Origin of the sequence: Pandoraea sp. XY-2, from assembly GCF_004193915.1 — a bacterium.
GTDB classification, from domain to species: Bacteria; Pseudomonadota; Gammaproteobacteria; order Burkholderiales; family Burkholderiaceae; genus Pandoraea; species Pandoraea cepalis.
This window is the reverse complement of sequence record NZ_CP030849.1, coordinates 4,585,994-4,604,863: the sequence shown is the minus strand read 5'-3', so window position 1 is coordinate 4,604,863 and position 18,870 is coordinate 4,585,994. Positions and strand designations below refer to the sequence as shown.

Below are 18,870 nucleotides of genomic sequence, written 5' to 3'. Positions count from 1 at the left end.
GCACGAATTTTGATAGGTATCGGACATTCGACTGATTCATGAGGAGGAGATCATGGAGAACCTGTATATCGAGGGCAACTTCGACCCGGCGACCAGCACCATCAGCTATATCGTGCTGGATCGCGCCACAAACCACTGCGCATTGCTCGACACTGTGCTTGATTACGACCCGAAGTCCGGCCGGACCTCGACACACAGCGCCGACCACCTGATCGAGCGGGTTCAGGCGCTGGGCGCGACGGTGCAGTGGATTCTGGAGACCCACGCTCACGCCGACCATTTGTCGGCCGCGCCCTATCTCAAGCAGAAGCTGGGCGGTCGTATTGGCATCGGCGAGCATATTCGCCAGGTGCAGGATGTGTTCGGCAAACTGTTCAATGCGGGCAGCGAATTCGCGCACGACGGAAGTCAGTTCGATCACCTGTTCGCGCACGGCGAGCATTTCCAGATCGGCGATCTGAAAGCCCGCGTCATGCATACGCCGGGGCATACCCCCGCGTGCATCACATACGTCGTCGAGGAAGGCGACCAGATCGCCGCCTTCGTGGGTGACACGCTCTTCATGCCCGACTACGGCACGGCGCGTTGCGATTTTCCCGGCGGCAATGCGCGCACGTTGTTCCACTCCATCAACGAGGTCCTCAGCCTGCCGGCACATACGCGGCTCTACCTCTGCCACGACTATCAACCCAACGCCCGCAAGCTGGAGTTCGTCACCACTGTCGCCGACGAACGCAAGCACAACGTTCATGTGCGAGACGGAATCAGCGAGGAAGAGTTCGTGGCCATGCGCACGACACGCGACGCGACGCTGGACATGCCGACGCTGCTGCTTCCGTCAGTCCAGGTCAACATGCGCGCGGGGCAGTTGCCGCCTGCGGAAGACAACGGCGTGCGCTACCTGAAGATTCCCCTTAACGCTGTTTGATCACGCGAGGCGCCATCATGAATATCAATGTGGGCGGTGTGGACCGTGGCCTGCGAATCGTCGCCGGCGCGGTGCTGATCTTGCTTGCGGCCACCGGAACCGTCGGGTGGTGGGGGTGGCTGGGGCTGATCGCTTTGATCACCGGACTGGTCCGGTTCTGTCCGCTTTACTCGCTGTTCGGCATCAGCAGTTGCAAGACACGGGGTCTCTGACCCATCGCTCGGTCGGCACCGGCGCGGCTTTGCCCCCGAAATGCCAACGCCGAAGCGCCTATCGTCACCGAGGAGACACTCCATGAATATCAAGCAACTGACGGCGCAATTGTCCGTCTGCGCGCAGGTCTCGCCTGCCGACGTTCCGGACATTGCTGCCGCTGGCTTCAAGTCCATCATCTGCAACCGGCCGGACGGCGAAGCTGCCGACCAACCCAGCTTTCGCGAAGTGGAGCAGCAGGCTCAGGCGGCGGGGCTGGAAATCCGCTACCTGCCGGTGACACCCGGCAGGGTGTCCGACGAACAGGCTGCCCAGTTCGATCAACTGCTCGACGTGTTGCCCAAGCCGATCCTTGCGTATTGCCGCAGTGGCATGCGAAGCACGACGCTGTGGGGACTCTCGCGCGCCGATCGCCTGTCCACCGGCGAAATCCTCAAGCGCGCCGAAGCGTGCGGCTACGATCTGAGCGCGCTGGTGCGCCGGATCTCACAGACCGCTGCCACGCCGTTCGCTGTCGCCGATTCGACCCACCGGGTCGTCATCGTGGGCGGCGGTGCGGCCGGCATATCGGTGGCGTCGAGTCTGCTGGCCCGCCAGCCGGGACTCGACATCGCCATCATCGATCCCGCCGACGTGCATTACTACCAGCCTGGGTGGACGCTGGTGGGCCGCGGGGTATTCAAGCCCGCACAGACCGCCAGGGTCATGGGGTCGCTGATTCCGCGCGGCGTGCGCTGGATCAAGTCGGCTGTCGCAGGCTTCGAACCGGAGCGCAACGCGGTCTTGCTCGAAGGCTGCCGGGTCGTGAAGTACGAGCAGTTGATTGTGTGCCCGGGGTTGAAACTGAACTGGGAGGGTATCGAAGGGCTCACGGATACGCTGGGGCGCAACGGCGTGACGTCGAATTACCGTTACGATCTCGCGCCCTACACGTGGGAGTTGGTCGAGCGCTTCAAAGGCGGCAACGCGCTGTTCACCCAACCGCCGATGCCGATCAAATGCGCCGGCGCGCCTCAGAAAGCGATGTACCTCTCGTGCGACGCGTGGCGACGCGCCGGTGTGCTCGGCCAGTCTCACGTGAAGTTCTTCTCGGCCGGTAATGCGCTGTTCGGCGTGCCGGAATACGTGCCGGCCCTCATGGCGTATGTGAAGTCTTATGCCATCGACCTCAATTTCGGCCACAACCTGACGGCCGTCGACGGCGTACGCAAGGTCGCGACCTTCAGCGTGGCGTCCGCCCAGGGCGACGCCGGGAAAATCGAAGTTCCGTTCGACATGATCCACGTGGTGCCGCCACAAACGGCGCCCGACTTCGTCAGCCGCAGTCCGCTGGCCGATCCCGCCGGGTGGATCGATGTCGATCAGGGGACGCTGCAACACAAGCACTTCAGCAATATCTTCGGACTGGGAGACGCCAGTAATTCGCCCAACGCGAAAACGGCTGCGGCCGCGCGAAAACAGGCGCCGGTGGTGGCGCACAACGTGCTCTTCAATCTTGGCCTCAAACGCGGGCAGGCACGCTACGACGGTTACGGATCGTGCCCGCTGACGGTGGAGCGCGGCAAGATCGTGCTGGCCGAGTTCAACTACGGTGGAAAGCTCGCGCCCAGCTTTCCTTCCTGGCTGATCGACGGCACGCGCCCCTCGCGTCTGGCGTGGCTGCTCAAGGAGCGCATTCTGCCGCCGCTCTATTGGGAAGGCATGCTCAAAGGCCACGAGTGGATGGCACAACCGGAAATGGTCGGCTGATGCGCGCTCGTTCCATGACAACCCATCGAGATCCTTTGCCATGACTGTCAGTCTGTTGCTGGGCGCTATCGTCGGCTGCATCATGGGCCTGACCGGTGCCGGCGGCGGTATCCTCGCGATTCCGCTGCTGGTGTTCGGCCGGCATCTGAGCGTGCCGGAGGCCGGTCCGATCGGCCTGCTGGCCGTGGGCATCGCGTCTGCCATGGGCGCATGGATGGGCGTGCGCGCCGGTATCGTCCGTTATCGCGCGGCAATGCTCATCGCCACCATTGGCATTGTGCTTACGCCATTGGGTTCATGGTTGGCGCATCACATGAATACCCGCTATCTGACGCTATTGTTCGCGGCAATCATGATTTGGGTGGCACTCAAAGGGTTATGGGAAGCACGCCGCGGCAAGTCGCTGGCGCAGGTGCGGCCCGACTGCCCTTGCTTGCGCGGCGAAAGCGGCCGCTTCGTCTGGACGCCGCGCTGCGCCAGCCGGCTCGCGGTGATGGGCAGCGTGGCGGGGGTGCTTTCCGGTCTGCTCGGTGTGGGCGGCGGATTTGTCATGGTGCCGGCGTTACAACGCTTTACCGATCTGGCGATGCACTCGGTCATCGCGACCTCGCTGGCTGTGATCGCGATGATCTCGCTGGTGAGCGTCGGTACCAGCATCTATGGCGGCCATTTCGATCTGACGATCGGATTGCCGTTCTCGGCAGGTGCGGTGGCCGGCATGCTGGTCGGCGGCAGACTGCTGACTCGATGGCATCCCTCGCATCTCAAGCAGGCGTTTTCCGTGGTGTGCATGATCGTCTCGATCGGTCTGATCGCCAAGTCGATCTGAGCGTTGCCCTGACGTGTTCCGCGACGAACCGTCGGAGAACCGCCCTTGGAATCCGGAAAACAGGGGTGCGTTCTGCACGGGCGGCCTCAGCGCGACGCGGCGAAGCCGATACGTTGAACGTGGCGGTTGCCGGGAGCGTCGCGAGCCAGTCAACTGAACGTCGCGCATCGGGTACCTCTGTATCGCCTCACTGCATTCAGGCCGCCGGCGCCGGCGCCTCACGCCGGTGCCAGTGCGGCGGCACGTCCAGCGGCTCCAGGGCGCTTGTCTCGTCCAGATGAAACACTGCATCGAACTGGTGGGCGAGTGATGTCCAGAAATAGTGACTTTCACGTTCGCTCTGAGGCAGGTAGATCACGCCGATCGCCCGCTCAAGCATGGCTGCACGAAGCGGCTCCGCCGCAACCTCGTTGAGTGGCAGGAAAAACCGGTCTAGCCCGGTGCTGTGAAACAGGTATTCATAGCTGTCATGCAATGCCGGACGCACCCACTTGTGCTCGACGTCGCCGTCCCATTGAGACGCGGCGGATACGTGCCCTGTGTAGGTGCTGAAGCCGACCAGCAGCGCCTTTTCACCGACGGCTTCACGCACCAGTTGACCAAGATTCCACTCGCCATGCTGATGCGACTCGGTCGCGCGCGCGTCGCCTAGATGCGAATTGTGTGCCCAGACGACAACGCGCCCCCGTCCGCCACGTTGCAGGCGATAGTGGGCAAGGGCGCATAGCGTGCGGTGCATGTGCGCGTCACGCAGATTCCAGGTGTTCAGGCGCCGCCCGAACATTGACCGATAGTAGTGTTCGGCATCGACGACGACTTCGGCATTCTGTTGTGCAAAGAACTGTGCGTCGAGTGCCGCAAGGCCATCCCGCGAAAGATGGAGGCGCGCGTCGGCCCGCAGTTGCAGTAACTGGGCGACGACGCCTTCACGGGCATCCGGCCGGGCGCCGACTGCGGTGGCGTACCCATACGCCTGAGGCTCGCGCACGTGATCGAGCGCCGCGTACCGATCGCGCGCCATGGCAGCCTGCTCGGGATCGACCCGCTCAAGATAGCGGATCACCGCATCCGCCGACTGGTACATGCTGTACAGGTCGAGTCCATAAACGCCGACCCGTGCTTCGGGCGACAGCGAGGCGTTGTGCTCACGTAGCCACAGGATGAAGTCGCGCATCTCACGATTGCGCCACATCCAGGTAGGGAAGCGCCTGAAATCCGCAAGTGCGGCCTCCGCATCGGCATCGCCTTCGCCTTGCACGAAACAGTTCACGCGCCAGGTATCCGGCCAATCGCCTTCGATGGCGACAGCGTCGAATCCTCCCTCCACGATCAAGCGGCGGGTGATCTGTGCCCGCATCCGGTAGAAGTCTTGTGTGCCGTGCGTGGCTTCGCCAAGCAGCACGAACTCGCGATCGTGCGCCATCTCCAGCAACGCATCGTAATCGCCATCGTTGTCATTGAGCCGTTGCGCGATCTCGCGCACGGCGAGAAAGGGTGTTGTGGCGGGATGCATTATTGAACATCCTGATGTGAGCGGGCGAGGAGCGCGCGCACTTCGGCGTCGCTCGTCTGCCCAAAGTCCCGATAGAACTGGCCAACACCACCGAACTCGCGCTCGCTGTGAGGGCAAACGAATTCATCGGCGAGACCATCCAGTCGTTTCGCTGTGCCCTCGGGGGCGACCGGCACGGCAACAACGATCCGCGCCGGTTTGCCAGTACGCAACGCCTCGATGGCGACGCGCATCGAGGCGCCGGTGGCGATGCCATCGTCGACAACGATGACGGTGCGCCCTTCTATTTTCAATGGCGGTCGATGCCCGCGGTATAACGCTTCCCGTCGTGCCAGTTCGCGGCGTTCATCGCTCAGTACGGCGACGATCTCCGGCTGGGTGATGCCGGCGGTTCGGATCGTTCGTTCGTCGAGGTAAAGTACTCCGCCGGACGCGATCGCGCCCATTGCCAACTCGGGATAGTGCGGCACGCCCAGCTTGCGCACGACCAGCACGTCGAGTTCGACCCCCAGCGCTTGCGCGACCTCATAGCCAACCGGCACGCCACCGCGCGGCAGTGCCAGTACGATCACATCGCGGCGTCCCGCATATGTGGCCAGTTGTCGTGCAAGCACGCTTCCGGCCTCGGCGCGATCGCTAAATCGCGGGTCGTTACCCACCCGGTACGAATTCATGAGATCACCGCTTCGGCTGTGGACCTTGCTCTGAGGGGAGCGTTCGCCACGTTGGCGCTCCCGTTAAGGTACGCGGTCTGGCACGAAGCGCGATGCGATGGCCGAGAGCGCGATTCCCCTTATATGAATTGTGGGCGTCCGGTCGAGGCAATCGTTGAGGTTGATCAACAAAGTGGTGCAACGGGGCGCCCCGGTCGACGCTGACTGCAAACTGGGGCAATGTCGACCCCCGTCGACGATAGTGCGAAACCGGGTCGCTAGCATGCCGGCCGGCAAGCCGTGACGCAGGCGGGACATCGGGAATGGAAACTGCCCACCGCATCGGATGGGCCTTGACCTAAGCTATCTCACCAATCGGGGTTTCTGGCCCCGTTTTGCCGAGTGAAGAATGACGTAGGGGCTCATGACGCTATTCGCCGCGACCATCGCCTCCGCGAACCCATCAAAGTAAATCGCGTGCTCGGGGTCGCGCACGTGGGCCCGCTGCGCCCGTCAATCCGACCATGAAGCGATCCGCTTCGGGAGATCCGTAGATCGACGTCGTGTGCGCTCTAGGGACCGAGGTGAACTCCAGTGCAGGAACGACGCGGATGGTTTCGGCCAACGTCCCTGTTGTGTCCATGCCCGCACTCGACCTTCGACAGGGTTTTCGGGTAAACGCGTATGCAAGATCTTGCATCCCGGCCGTAAACAGCAAGTGCAAGGGTCAATGCCTTGATCGCGTCCCGAAATATCAGGCCGGTATGGACTGATCTGAAGGCCGAACCCCTGCATTCCGGTAAAACAAGCGCGCGACAGCACGTCGAAAAGCATCAGCCTGTGTCGTATGGCCTCCCTTGGCGGTACGTTTCATGGTGCTGCCGCGTCGCCACTCATGAAGGAAGAGAAGTGCAGCGATTTGTCTTCACGATCCGATTCAAGTTGATGCTTGCCTTCGGCGCCTGGGCAACCCTGATGTTGGTCGTTGGGCTGGTGGCGCTCACCTCGCTCTGGGGCCTCGACGCGAATGCGGCGTCGTCATACCGCCTGTCGCTGACCAGCCTGATCGCCGTGGCGTCGATGGGCGGTGCCGTCGCGATCTATTGCGGTGTGCATCTGAACCGTGTTGTGTGCGGCGGGTTGAACCGCATGGGCAAAAAATTCGAGGACATCGCGGTCTCCCTTGACCTGTCAACGCGCTCATCCAGCCCGCGCATGGACGAGTTCGGCCGCGCCGCCGTGGCGTTCGACAAGCTGATGCGTCGTGTCGAAGCGACCGTGTCCGCCGTGAATGTTTCGACTGAATCGGTCGCCACCGCGACGCGCGAAATCGCGGCCGGAAATCTCGACCTTTCCGCGCGCACGGAAGAACAGGCCGCGTCGTTGGAGCAGACCGCCGCCAGCATGACGCAACTGACCGAGACGGTGAAGCAGAACGCCGACAATGCACGCCAGGCGAACGTACTGGCTACGAACGCCACGGACATCGCCGGTACCGGTAGCAACGCGGTGCAAACCATGGTGGCCACCATCGAGCGAATCAACGGCAGCTCGAACAAGATTTCCGAAATCACGAGCGTGATCGAGGGGATTGCGTTCCAAACGAATATCCTCGCGCTGAATGCTGCCGTGGAAGCGGCGCGGGCTGGCGAGCAGGGACGTGGCTTCGCGGTGGTGGCCAGTGAGGTGCGCAGTCTGGCCCAGCGATCGGCGTCCGCGGCAAAGGAAATCAAGGACTTGATTTCCTCGTCGGTCGCCACGATTCAGGATGGCTCGCAACAGGCCGTCGAAGTCAGCGCCGCGATGGACGAGATCAAGAGCGCAATCAAGCGGGTGACGGAAATCGTCGGCGAAATCGCCGGGGCGTCGGACGAGCAAAGCCGTGGCATCGAACAGGTCAGCCAGGCCGTGACGCAGATGGACCAGGTGACGCAGCAGAACGCCGCGCTGGTCGAGCAGGCGGCCGCGGCGACCCACTCGCTCGAAGACCAGGCGGCCAAGCTGAAAACCGCGGTCTCGTCATTCAAGATTACCGAGTCAGCGCACCTCGCGGTTGCCATCGCCGCATAGCCGCGAACGTCACCATTTCGCCGGTGCGGGCACCGCGCACGGCCCCTCAACGCCTACGCTGGTGAACTCCGCCGGGCCCACCACTTCCAGGTATTCCATATCCGGCGAATAGTCGAAAAGGAAGTGGCGGATGCCAGGGCGTTGATGCACGCAGTCGCCTGCTTCCACGAGCGTTTCCTTGTCTTCATACATGAACTTGGCCCAGCCTTTGAGCATGTAGACGATATGGAAATCGGCACCGTGGATATGCCACCCCGTACCCGCCTCGGGCGCCTGATTGGCGCGAACCAGATGCGCGATGACTTTGCCGCCGGTGGCGTCGGCAATGCCGAGGTCGCGATACATGAAGAAGTCGCGCAGACCGCCGCTCACAAATGCGGTGTCGCCCGGCTTGACGTGGGAAAACTGGCTTTCGTTGCTGTTCATGATGTCGATGACAAATCAATGAAAACTGCGGGTTGGGAATACGAAGTCGCCGTGCTTTGCACTCACGTCACAGCACGTGGGCCCGTCGCGCCTCTCGGTCTGCGAGGGCCCGTACCACCGGCCAATCCTATTGCGCGGTCCAGCCACCATCCGCGGCCCATGTGGCGCCGCGCACCTCAGACGCCAGCGGCGAACAAAGCATCAAGGCAAGGTTGCCAAGCGCCTCGGGCGACACGAATTGGCCGGACGGCTGCTTTTCCCCTAACAGACGAGCGCGCGCGTCGTCGGGAGAAAGGCCGTCGCGCTGCGCCAGATCGTCGATCTGCTTTTGCACCAGCGGCGTCAACACGAAGCCCGGGCAGATGGCATTGCATGTCACACCCGTGCGCGCGGTTTCCAGCGCCGTGACTTTCGTCAGCCCCACCAATCCGTGCTTTGCGGCCACATAGGCCGACTTGCCCGCCGAGCCAACAAGGCCGTGCACCGACGCAATATTGATGATGCGGCCCCAATCGCGCGCACGCATGCCAGGCAACGCGTGGCGGGTCGTGTGGAACGCCGAGCTCAGGTTGATGGCGATGATGTCGTTCCATTTGCCGAGGTCGAACGTCTCAATGGGCGCCACGTGCTGAATGCCGGCATTGTTGACGAGAATGTCCACGGTACCGAAGCGATCCTGCGCCGCAGCGAACATGGCTTCGATCGCTTCGGCGCTACGCATGTCGGCCGGATGGTGCATGACCTCGGCGCCCTCCGATGCGATCGTCGAGACCGCGGCATCCACATCGCCGAAGCCGTTGAGGATGAGGTTGGCGCCGGCGTGTGCCAGTACCCGTGCGATACCGAGGCCAATGCCGCTGGTCGAGCCAGTGACAAGCGCGGTTTTACCGTTCAGCGTCGTCATGGAATCCATCGTTCACACCAATCCAGTCGTGTAATAGAGCGCGATCACGAAGAACACGGCCATTGTCTTGATGCACGTCACCGCGAAGATGTCCCGATACGATTCGCGATGCGTCAGTCCGGTGACGGCGAGCAGGGTGATCACGGCGCCGTTGTGCGGCAGCGTGTCCATGCCGCCGCTGGCCATCGCCACCACGCGATGCAGCACTTCGAGCGGGATGTGCATCGTTTGCGCTGCCTTGATGAACGTGTCGGACATGGCCGCGAGCGCAATGCTCATGCCGCCGGAGGCCGAGCCCGTAATCCCCGCGAGCGTCGAGACGGACACCGCCGCGTTCACGAGCGGGTTGGGAATTCCCTTGAGCGCATTGGCGACCACCAGGAAGCCGGGCAGTGCGGCAATAACGCCCCCGAATCCATACTCGGACGCCGTATTGAGCGTGGCGAGCAAGGCGCCGGACACGGCGGCTTTGGTGCCGTTCGCGAAGCGGTGGCGAACCTTGCCGAAGGCCGTCAGCAGCACGAGCAGAATGCCGGTGAGCAGCGCGCCTTCGACAGCCCAGATCGCCACCACGCCTTTGATCGATATCGTCAGCGGGGCATGAATGCCGGGAAGGACGTCCGGGGTCACGGCAAAGCTATCGCCATACCAATGCGGAATCGCCTTCGTGAGCGCGTAATTGACCACACCCACCAGGACCAACGGCGTAATGGCCAGAATGGGATTGGGCAGGTTCTCCGTGTTCACGCGCTCGGGCTCGTTGTGCAGCGAATCGCCGTAGCCTTCGCCGTTGGCCGCGGCAACGCGGCGACGCCACTCGAGGTAGCTCAGGCCCACCACGATGATGAAGACCGCCCCGGCAACCCCCAGCACCGGCGCTGCCCAGGCCGTGGTCTTGAAGAACGTGGTCGGGATGATGTTCTGGATCTGCGGCGTGCCCGGCAGTGAATCCATCGTGAAGCTGAATGCCCCCAGCGCAATCGCACCGGGCATCAGGCGCTTGGGGATGTTGCTCTGTCGGTAGAGTTCCGCGGCAAACGGATAGACGGCAAATACCACCACGAACAAGGAGACGCCGCCATAGGTGAGCAGCGCACACACCGCGACGATCACGGCGTTTGCCCGTGTGCGGCCAATGTACTTGATCGCAGCGGCAACAATGGACTCGGAGAAACCGGACAGTTCGATGACCTTGCCGAATACGGCCCCGAGCAGGAATACCGGCAGGTAGAGCTTGACGAAACCGACCAGCTTTTCCATGAAGATGCCGGAAAAGACGGGCGCAACGGCGTCGGGCTGGATCAGCAGCACAGCGCCCAGCGCCGCGATCGGCGCAAAAAGAATCACGCTATAGCCGCGATACGCAACAAACATCAGAAACGCCAATGCGGCGAGCACGATGAGAAACGACATTTTGTCTCCGGTATGTTTGCCTGCACGTGGTTGTGCAGGCTGAAGTTCTTACGACCGGCAGCCGCTTATGCAATAACCGTGCCCTCGCTGCTTAAGTCCTTGATCGGGAAGGACTTCGGCAGTTCTTGCCCCGCAGTGACCAACGAAACGAACAGCGAGGCGCGGTAGGAGGAGGGCGGATTGTCTCGATTTTGAGACGGACGGCGAGCGTTGCTCGGGCTGCGATGGCCGAAATTTCCGAAAAATCAGTATCGGAAGGGCGTTTTCACTGATGGTGCTGGTGTCTCAGTTTGTGGAATAATCGTCTCGAAATATGGACAAATAGCGATTTCGAGATGACTGATGACAAAACGCCGGACACCGTCACGCTAGGCAAGGCGAGAGGCTTGCTTTCCGATTACGGATTCGTTCGCAAGCACGCCATGCAGTCGCTGTTCGAGACGCTGGACAATTCCAGCGAGGGCACCGTGGTCGTCGACAGCGATGCGCGGATTGTCTGGATCAATCGCAGTTACGCCGCTCGCTTCGGATTCACCAATCCCGATGAAGTGATCGGTCTGGATTGCGAAACCGTGATTCCCAATAGCCTGATGCGCGAAGTTGTGGCGACGGGCCGGCCAATCCTGCTCGATATTCTTGAGACCGGGCAGGAGCCGCTGGTGGTCACGCGGCTTCCGATTCGGGATTCGCGCGGTGGAACCATTGGCGCGGTGGGATTTGCGTTATTCGACGAACTGAAGGCGCTGACGCCGATGTTCAGCAAATACTCGCGACTGCAGTCGGAGCTCCTTGCGACGCGCCAGTCGTTGGCGCAGGCGCGGCGGGCGAAATACAGCTTTTCGAGTTTTGTCGGCACCAGTGCGGCAAGCCTGGAGACCAAGCGCCTCGGGCGTCGCGCCGCACAGCTCGATTCGCCGGTGTTGCTGCTCGGGGAAACCGGGACCGGCAAGGAGTTGCTGGCCCATGCGATTCATGGCGAATCCATGCGCGCAGACAAACCGCTGGTCACGGTCAATGTCGCCGCGATTCCCGATGCACTGCTCGAAGTGGAGTTCTTCGGCGCCGCGGCCGGTGCCTATACCGGGGCGGACCGAAAAGGCCGAACGGGCAAGTTTGAACTGGCGCATGGCGGAACGCTCTTCCTTGACGAAATCGGCGACATGCCGTTATCGCTGCAAGGCAAACTATTGCGAGTCTTGCAGGAGCGGGAATTCGAGCCGATAGGGTCGAACCGTGTCGTCCAGACGGACGTGCGCATCATCGCCGCCACGTCGGCGGATTTGCCGAATCTGGTCGCGCAAGGGAAGTTCCGGGCCGATCTGTACTATCGCCTCAACGTGTTGATGATTCGGGTTCCGCCGCTGCGCGAGCGTGCGTCGGACATCGAGGCCATGTCCTATGCGATTCTGGATAAATTGAGTTCGCGCCGCGATGCGGGGCATCTGGAATTGAACGAAGACGCCATCGGGCGACTCAGGGCCTATCGCTGGCCGGGGAATGTGCGTGAATTGCACAACACGCTCGAGCGCGTGGCATTGCTCTCGGAGAGCGGTCGCATCGACGCGCGTTCATTGGCTCGCTTCATTGGCGACGGCGTCGGCGCGCAAAGCGATACCGACGGGGCGGCGGATGCGGAGACGGTCGGTCAGACGAGCGGCGACCTGGGCGCGGCGGAGGTGCCGCGATACGACGAGGCGATGAAAGCGTTCGAGCGTCAACTGTTGATCGACGCGTTGCGTGCCGCAGGCGGGCGGGTCGCGGAGGCTGCCGCGCGATTGGGTATCGGGCGTGCCACATTGTATAAAAAGATGGCACTCCTTGAGATCGGCGCGTAGCCGCGCCAGCCGAACGACGATCGTTCGATGTCGGAACGTGTGAAAGCCCCGCCGGCATTGATGCCGGCGGGGCTGTTTCCAACGTATCGCAGGGGACGTTGCAATACGATCAGAAAATGACGGCCATGCCCAGCATGCCGACGAACTGGCCGGACGTGCTCGACCCGGTCAAGTTCTGCGAGTCGCCGACGGCCGGCGATGCGGCGATGATGTTCCCCGCGCCGTTCTTGCCCAGCGTCTGCCCGCTCGCGTGCTGATAGGCCTGAAGCGCATACAGCACCGTGCGCTTCGACAAGCGGTAGTACTCGCGCAGCGAAAACTGATGATAACGCGCGCTGTCGGTCACGCCGTTCGCACTCGTCGCGGCGGTGTACGAATAGCCCGCGCCGACGTCGAAGGCCGGCGTGAGCTTGTACACGCCCAGTACGCCGACCGTATTGAAGATCGCCGAGTCGGTGAAGATCGAGCGGCTGCCCGGCAGATACGTCACGTGCGAGATATTCGCGCCGAGAACGAAGTTGCCGAACGAATAGTTGCCTGCCGCCGCCCACTGCTCCAACGCCCGCGCGCTGACATATCCCTGGTTCAACACGGACGTGCCGAACGACCCCGTCGACGCACTGTCGAACCCGGTCGTCGTGGCCGCATTGTTCAGGCGCAAATACCCCGCACCGACGGACACCGGTCCATTGTCGTAACGCAAGGCCGCGCTGATCGTGCTGCCCTTGCCGGTGCTGCCCGCCTGGCCGCCGAACGCATACATCACGCTGGCTTGCAGGCCCGCATACGTCGGCGTCGTGTAGACAAGCGCGTTGTTGATGCGGATCGTCGTGTCGAGGCCGTCGATATCGCCCGGATGCGCGCCGGTGGCGCCCGTCAGCAGGTTGCTGCCCGTGAGCGGGCCGACGAACTGGTAGTACGGGGTGTATTGGCGACCGATCGTCGCCGTGCCGAACGTGTTGTCCTGCAGGCCGACGAATGCCTGACGATTGAACAACTGACCGGTGCTCGCGGCCGCGCCCGTGTTCAGGTCGAAGCCGGCCTGAACGTCGAAGATGGCCGCGGTGCCGCCTCCCAGATCCTCGCGTCCGCGCAGGCCCCACTTCGACGCATAAAGATTGCCCTGCCGCAGATAGACGTTCGACGCGCCGTTCTGGTTGTTCACGTAGGTGATCGCGCTGTCGACCATCCCGTAAAGCGTGACGTTCGATTGCGCGGCGGCCGAGCCGGCAATCGTTATCCCGGCCGCTAGTGCGACCGCGCGCCTGCACTGACGTGCATTCCTCATGTGTGTCTCCTTCTTGGTGATTGACGTGGGTGGTGCTTGTTTTTCTGGAACCCAGTGATTGCGCGACGCCGCGCTCAGCTACGCACTGCCGACTGCGCGGCCAACCGCACGGACGCATTGGGTGCGCCGTAGCCGTCATAGCCGCCGCGCCGCTCGACCAGTTCGAAGAAGAAGCGGTGATCGACCTGCGCCGTATAGGCGTGCAGGAACTCGCCGCCGCTCGCGTCGCGGTCGTAGAGAATGTTGTGCTTGCGCAGGGTGTCGACGAACGCCTCGTTCAGTCCGAAGCGCGCGGCAATGTCGTTGTAATAGCTTTGCGGAATTCGCAGGATCGGCACGCCGTCGCCTTCCAGTCGGCGAACCGCCATGGCGATGTCGTCGGTGCGGAACGCCACGTGGTTCAGCCCGGAGCCCTTGTAGGCCGAAATCGTCTCCGAGTGGATCGTGCGAGGATCGACCGACGCGTTGAGCACGATGCGCACCGACCCGTCATGGCTGCGGATCGCCTGGCTCTGAATCTGCCCGTAAGGATCGTGCAACACGACGCTGTGCTCCGCCTGGAATCCGAACACCGACCGGAAGAACAGCGCCCAACGTTCGAGCGAACCCCCCGGCACCGACAGCGCAACGTGATCGACCGCCGTGATCGGCCCGGTCTGGGTCGGCCCGTCGATGTCCGTGAGGTGGAAGTCGGACTCGAACAGTGTCGGCGCATTGGGCAACTCGTCGACGAGATAGAACAGGCTCTGGTCCGGTGCGAGCACAGCGGGCACATTGCGCTCGTTAGGCCCCACGCGTCCTTCGAAGCGCGCGTAGCCGACTTGCGTCGCACGCGTCACGGCGTCGTGCGCCGACGGCACGCGAAAGGCCGATGCGCACAGCGATACGCCGTGGTGCATGAAGAACGCGCTGGCGAACGAATCGGACTCGGCGTTGAGAATGATGGACGCGCGGCCGTGCTGAAACAGCGTGACATCCTTGGAACGATGGCGGCCCATGCGCAGGAAGCCGAGCTTTTCGAGCCACGTCGTGAGCGTGGCGCGCGCGTTCGCATCCACCGCAAATTCCAGGAACTGAAGGTCGATGGCCGCCGGGGCCGGGGGCAGGCTCGTCAGCGTGTCGAGTCCGCGCGTCGCCTTGTCGTCGACCAGCACATCGCGCACTTGGGATTCGAGATAGCGCAGCGAGCGAATGCCATCCTTGGCGGTCGACTCGGCCGGGGCGGCCCGGAAGCCGTCATTGAAAATCTCCAGCGACAGCGGACCCCGATAGCCTGCCGCCAACGCGGTGGCGACGAAGCGCGTCACATCGAGGTCGCCCTGACCGGGGAAGCACCGGTAATGGCGGCTCCATTCGAGCACGTCCATCTTGCGCAGCGGCGCGTCGGCGACCTGCAGGAAGGCCAGCTTCTCGCCGGGGATCGATGCCAGGTCGGCGAGGTCGTCGCCGATGGACAGCGTATGGAAGCTGTCCAGCCCGAGCCCGAGGTGCGGGCTGTTCACCGCCTTCACGTACTGCCACGCGTGGCGATATGAGTTGACGTGGGCGCCCCAGGCGAGCGCCTCGTAGGCAATGACGACGCCAGCCTGACGGGCGAGCTCCGCGAGTGCGCCCAGCTGATCGATCGCCAGGCGATCGTCCCGAATCACGTTCGGCGACACATTGCTGCACACCAGCATCGTGTCGACTCCGAGCGCGTGCATCACGTCGAACTTGCGCCGCGCCCGCTCGAGGTTCTGATCCAACTGGGCCGGCGACACGCCTTCGAAATCGCGAAACGGCTGATACAGAAAAATCGCCAGCCCGAGATCGGTGGCCATCGAGCGCACCGTCCTGGGTGCGCCGTCGAAGTACAGCAGATCGTTCTCGAACAGTTCGAAGCCGTCGAAGCCGGCGGCGGCAATGGCCGTCAGCTTGCTCGGAAGCATGCCCGACAGCGATACGGTGGCAATGGATGTCTTCATGCGCGGTGCGATCCGGTCGCCCCATGGCGGGGCTGAAAGCTACGTGATTCGACGATCGATGACTGGTTATACGCACCAGTTAGATCAGACATAACTAAAAGTAATTCAAGTGCCATAACGGTTGTTGTGCAAATTATAGTAACTAACTAGATGGTTAAAATTATAGTTAACCCCAGATGACGCCCGACGTTTTTGTTCTCAGAATCGGTGGCCTGATGAGCGTGAATCGGTGCCGTGCCGCCGAGTGGCGACCCGCCCCGACCCTCCCCTGAGTCCGGGAGGGTGTCGCGCCAGCAGGTAACGTGAAGAGGAGTGAAGGGATGTCGAATCGAACGAGGCCGTCGGTATGGGTGCTGAACGGGCCGAATCTGAACCTGCTGGGCACGCGCGAGCCGACCATCTACGGCTCGGAGACGCTTGCCGATATCGAGGAGAAATGCCGTCGCGTGGGCGACGCACTGGGCATGGACATTCGTTTCCATCAATCCAACGCCGAGCATCAGATCATCGACTGGATTCATCAGGCTCGTGTCGAAGCGCACGGCATTGTGATCAACCCCGCCGCCTACACGCATACGTCGGTCGCCATTGGCGATGCGTTGCGTGCGTCCGATCTGCCTGTCGTGGAGGTGCATCTCTCGAACGTGCACCAGCGCGAGGCGTTTCGCCATCATTCCTATGTGTCCGCCGTGGCGCGCTGCGTGATCTGCGGCGCGGGTTCCGACGGTTACGAGTATGGCCTGCGCTACCTGGCCAAGCTGCTGGGCGACGCGACGGAGTGAGCATGAAGAACGATCTGCGAGTCGAGCCGAAGTCGTGGCTCATCGGCCTCATCGGCGACGGCATCGGCGCCTCGATGTCCCCGGCCATGCATGAGGAGGAGGCGCGCCGCATGGGCGTGTCGTATGTCTATCGCCGTATCGATATGGCGGAACTCGGGCGCGGCGCCGCGGACCTGCCGGCCACGGTGAAGGCGCTGGAGGCGGCGGGCTACGACGGCTTCAACGTCACGTACCCGTACAAGCAGGCCATCATCGCGCAACTCGACGCGTTGTCAGAAGACGCGAAAGCGCTCGGTGCCGTGAACACCGTGGTGTTGCGCGGCGGGCGTCGGATCGGCCACAACACCGACTGGTCGGGCTTCTACCGTGCATTCCGCGAAGGCATGCCGGGCGACGTGGCGATGGCGCGCGTGGCGCTGATCGGCGCCGGTGGCGCGGGCTGCGCCGTCGGTCATGCCGCCATGAAGCTTGGCACGCAGGAACTGCGCGTGTTCGACGTCGATGCCGCGAAGGCCGACCATCTTGCGCGGGATCTCGCGGCGCGCTTCCCGCAGGCACGCGTGCTGGCCGTCACCAGCATTGCGCAGGCGCTGGACGCGGCCGACGGCGTGATCCACGCGACCCCCACCGGCATGACCAAGCTACCGGGCATGCCGATTCCGGCGACGTCGCTGCGCGCCGCGATGTGGGTGGCCGACATTGTGTATTTCCCGCTGGAAACCGAACTGATCCGTACCGCCCGGTCGCTGGGCTGCCGCACGCTCAACGGCGGCGGCATGGCCGTCTTCCAGGCGGTGGATGCCTACGAGATCTTTACGCGGATGGCACCGGATCCCGATCGAATGCTCAATCACTTCCGAAGTCTGCTGTCGAGCTGATACCCTTTCCCAAGGAGGAGACATGTCTTACCCATCACAAAGCGCCGGATCTCAAGGCGTAGAAGCACGAGCGAAGGGCGGCCCGAACGTGGCGGCCGGTACGAAACGAACCAACGCGCGCTACAAGATTCTCGCGCTGCTGGCGATCGGCACCATGATCAATTACCTCGATCGCACGGTGCTGGGCGTTGCCGCACCGCAATTGACCAAGGAGCTGGGGCTGTCGGCCGCCGTCATGGGCATCGTGTTCTCGATGTTCTCGTGGAGTTATGTGCTCGCGCAGGTACCGGGCGGCATGTTCCTCGACCGCTTCGGCAGCAAGATTACGTATTACCTGGCGATGACGCTCTGGTCGATCTGCACGCTCGCGCATGGCCTCGTCACCGGGCTGTCGGGGCTGATCACCTGCCGGCTTGGACTGGGGCTGGTCGAAGCGCCTTGCTTCCCGGTCAACAGCCGCGTTGTTGCCACATGGTTCCCGCAGACCGAGCGCGCGATGGCGACCGGCACCTATACCGTTGGCGAATACATCGGCCTGGCGTTCTTCTCGCCGGTGCTCTTCGCCATCACGGGCGCCTTCGGCTGGCGCGTGCTGTTCATCACGGTCGGCGTGGCGGGGGTGTTGTTCGGGCTGGTGTGGTGGCGCTTCTACCGTGAACCGCAGGATCACCCGGGGGCCAACGCTGCCGAGCTGGCCTACATTCGCGGCGATGAAGCGGGCACACCGGCGGTTGCCGTCGAGCGGCAGCCGTTCAGTTGGAAGACGGTCGGTCAGTTGATTCGTCGCCGCCAGTTGCTTGGCATCTGTATCGGCCAGTTCGCGGGCAACTCGACGCTCGTGTTCTTCCTCACCTGGTTCCCGACGTACCTGGCGACCGAGCGTCACATGGGCTGGCTCAAAATCGGCTTCTTCGCCATCCTGCCGTTCATCGCGGCATCGGTGGGTGTGATGTTCGGCGGCTCGCTGTCCGACTGGTTGCTGCGTCGCGGCCTCTCGGCCAACGTGGCCCGCAAGCTGCCGATCATCGCAGGGTTGCTGGGCGCATCGAGCATCGTGGCGGCGAACTATGTCGACAACAATGCCGTCGTCATCGCGATTCTGTCCGTAGCGTTCTTCGCGCAAGGCATGGCGGCGCTGGGCTGGACGCTGGTCTCGGACATCGCGCCGAAGCACCTGCTGGGCCTGACCGGCGGCATCTTCAACTTCGCGGCGAACCTCGCCGGTATCGTGACGCCGCTCGTGATCGGCTTCATCGTCGCCGCAACCGGATCGTTCGTCTGGGCACTCACGCTCATCGGCGCCATCGCGATCATCGGCGCGCTGTCCTACATCTTCGTGGTGGGGGATATCAAGCGGATCGATCTGGCAAGCTGATCGACGTGGCACGCCAATGAAACGCCCCGGCACGCCGTCAAGGCGTCCGG

The 18,870-nt window shown here is 63.0% G+C and carries 16 protein-coding genes; 9 read left to right on the top strand and 7 right to left on the bottom strand.

Annotated features, from left to right (window positions below; all coding sequences use genetic code 11):
- Window positions 1–52: 52 nt before the first annotated feature.
- From DRB87_RS20825 to DRB87_RS20810, 4 genes are all read left to right on the top strand, one after another.
- Complete coding sequence (locus DRB87_RS20825; protein WP_130027370.1) at window positions 53–928, top strand: MBL fold metallo-hydrolase; 876 nt, start codon at window positions 53–55, stop codon at window positions 926–928.
- Window positions 929–945: 17 nt separating this feature from the next.
- Complete coding sequence (locus tag DRB87_RS20820; RefSeq protein WP_130027368.1) at window positions 946–1,140, top strand: DUF2892 domain-containing protein; 195 nt, start codon at window positions 946–948, stop codon at window positions 1,138–1,140.
- A gap of 82 nt (window positions 1,141–1,222) precedes the next feature.
- Window positions 1,223–2,890 carry a bifunctional protein tyrosine phosphatase family protein/NAD(P)/FAD-dependent oxidoreductase gene (locus DRB87_RS20815; RefSeq protein ID WP_130027366.1) on the top strand — a complete coding sequence of 556 codons (1,668 nt, stop codon included), beginning with the start codon at window positions 1,223–1,225 and terminating at the stop codon, window positions 2,888–2,890.
- A gap of 40 nt (window positions 2,891–2,930) precedes the next feature.
- Complete coding sequence (locus DRB87_RS20810) at window positions 2,931–3,719, top strand: sulfite exporter TauE/SafE family protein (protein ID WP_130027364.1); 789 nt, start codon at window positions 2,931–2,933, stop codon at window positions 3,717–3,719.
- A gap of 196 nt (window positions 3,720–3,915) precedes the next feature.
- Here the strand turns inward: DRB87_RS20810 and DRB87_RS20805 are convergent, their stop codons facing one another.
- Complete coding sequence (locus tag DRB87_RS20805) at window positions 3,916–5,232, bottom strand: erythromycin esterase family protein (protein WP_130027362.1); 1,317 nt, start codon at window positions 5,230–5,232, stop codon at window positions 3,916–3,918.
- Window positions 5,232–5,906: a phosphoribosyltransferase gene (locus DRB87_RS20800; protein ID WP_130027360.1), complete on the bottom strand. Its 675-nt coding sequence runs from the start codon at window positions 5,904–5,906 to the stop codon at window positions 5,232–5,234. Before DRB87_RS20800 ends, DRB87_RS20805 begins: the two co-directional genes overlap by 1 nt.
- 888 nt (window positions 5,907–6,794) lie before the next feature.
- Between DRB87_RS20800 and DRB87_RS20795 the strand changes: the two genes are divergently transcribed.
- Complete coding sequence (locus tag DRB87_RS20795) at window positions 6,795–7,955, top strand: methyl-accepting chemotaxis protein (protein ID WP_130027359.1); 1,161 nt, start codon at window positions 6,795–6,797, stop codon at window positions 7,953–7,955.
- A gap of 9 nt (window positions 7,956–7,964) precedes the next feature.
- Here the strand turns inward: DRB87_RS20795 and DRB87_RS20790 are convergent, their stop codons facing one another.
- The 3 genes from DRB87_RS20790 to DRB87_RS20780 all read right to left on the bottom strand — a co-directional run bounded on the left by DRB87_RS20790 (window position 7,965) and on the right by DRB87_RS20780 (window position 10,698).
- Complete coding sequence (locus tag DRB87_RS20790; RefSeq protein ID WP_240756088.1) at window positions 7,965–8,381, bottom strand: cupin domain-containing protein; 417 nt, start codon at window positions 8,379–8,381, stop codon at window positions 7,965–7,967.
- 127 nt (window positions 8,382–8,508) lie between these two features.
- Window positions 8,509–9,285, bottom strand: coding sequence for a 3-hydroxybutyrate dehydrogenase (locus DRB87_RS20785; protein WP_130027355.1), 777 nt, complete (start codon window positions 9,283–9,285; stop codon window positions 8,509–8,511).
- 12 nt (window positions 9,286–9,297) lie between these two features.
- Complete coding sequence (locus DRB87_RS20780) at window positions 9,298–10,698, bottom strand: GntP family permease (protein ID WP_130027353.1); 1,401 nt, start codon at window positions 10,696–10,698, stop codon at window positions 9,298–9,300.
- Window positions 10,699–11,033: 335 nt separating this feature from the next.
- Between DRB87_RS20780 and DRB87_RS20775 the strand changes: the two genes are divergently transcribed.
- Window positions 11,034–12,533 carry a sigma-54-dependent Fis family transcriptional regulator gene (locus tag DRB87_RS20775; RefSeq protein ID WP_130027351.1) on the top strand — a complete coding sequence of 500 codons (1,500 nt, stop codon included), beginning with the start codon at window positions 11,034–11,036 and terminating at the stop codon, window positions 12,531–12,533.
- Between the two features lie 109 nt (window positions 12,534–12,642).
- On the opposite strand, the gene DRB87_RS20770 is transcribed toward DRB87_RS20775, so the two are convergent.
- Both DRB87_RS20770 and DRB87_RS20765 read right to left on the bottom strand, forming a co-directional pair.
- Window positions 12,643–13,821 carry a porin gene (locus DRB87_RS20770; RefSeq protein WP_130027350.1) on the bottom strand — a complete coding sequence of 393 codons (1,179 nt, stop codon included), beginning with the start codon at window positions 13,819–13,821 and terminating at the stop codon, window positions 12,643–12,645.
- A 74-nt stretch (window positions 13,822–13,895) separates the two neighbouring features.
- Window positions 13,896–15,785 carry a bifunctional sugar phosphate isomerase/epimerase/4-hydroxyphenylpyruvate dioxygenase family protein gene (locus DRB87_RS20765; protein ID WP_130027348.1) on the bottom strand — a complete coding sequence of 630 codons (1,890 nt, stop codon included), beginning with the start codon at window positions 15,783–15,785 and terminating at the stop codon, window positions 13,896–13,898.
- Window positions 15,786–16,105: 320 nt separating this feature from the next.
- Here DRB87_RS20765 and aroQ point away from each other — a divergent pair, with 320 nt between their 5' ends.
- The 3 genes from aroQ to DRB87_RS20750 are packed head-to-tail and all read left to right on the top strand — an operon-like array spanning window position 16,106 to window position 18,820.
- Window positions 16,106–16,567 (top strand): type II 3-dehydroquinate dehydratase, encoded by a 462-nt coding sequence (gene aroQ, locus DRB87_RS20760; protein ID WP_130027346.1) that lies wholly within the window; start codon window positions 16,106–16,108, stop codon window positions 16,565–16,567.
- A gap of 2 nt (window positions 16,568–16,569) precedes the next feature.
- Entirely contained in the window at window positions 16,570–17,445 is an 876-nt protein-coding gene (locus DRB87_RS20755) for a shikimate dehydrogenase (RefSeq protein ID WP_130027344.1), read from the top strand.
- 22 nt (window positions 17,446–17,467) lie between these two features.
- Complete coding sequence (locus tag DRB87_RS20750) at window positions 17,468–18,820, top strand: MFS transporter (protein ID WP_240756087.1); 1,353 nt, start codon at window positions 17,468–17,470, stop codon at window positions 18,818–18,820.
- The last annotated feature ends 50 nt before the right edge of the window (window positions 18,821–18,870 follow it).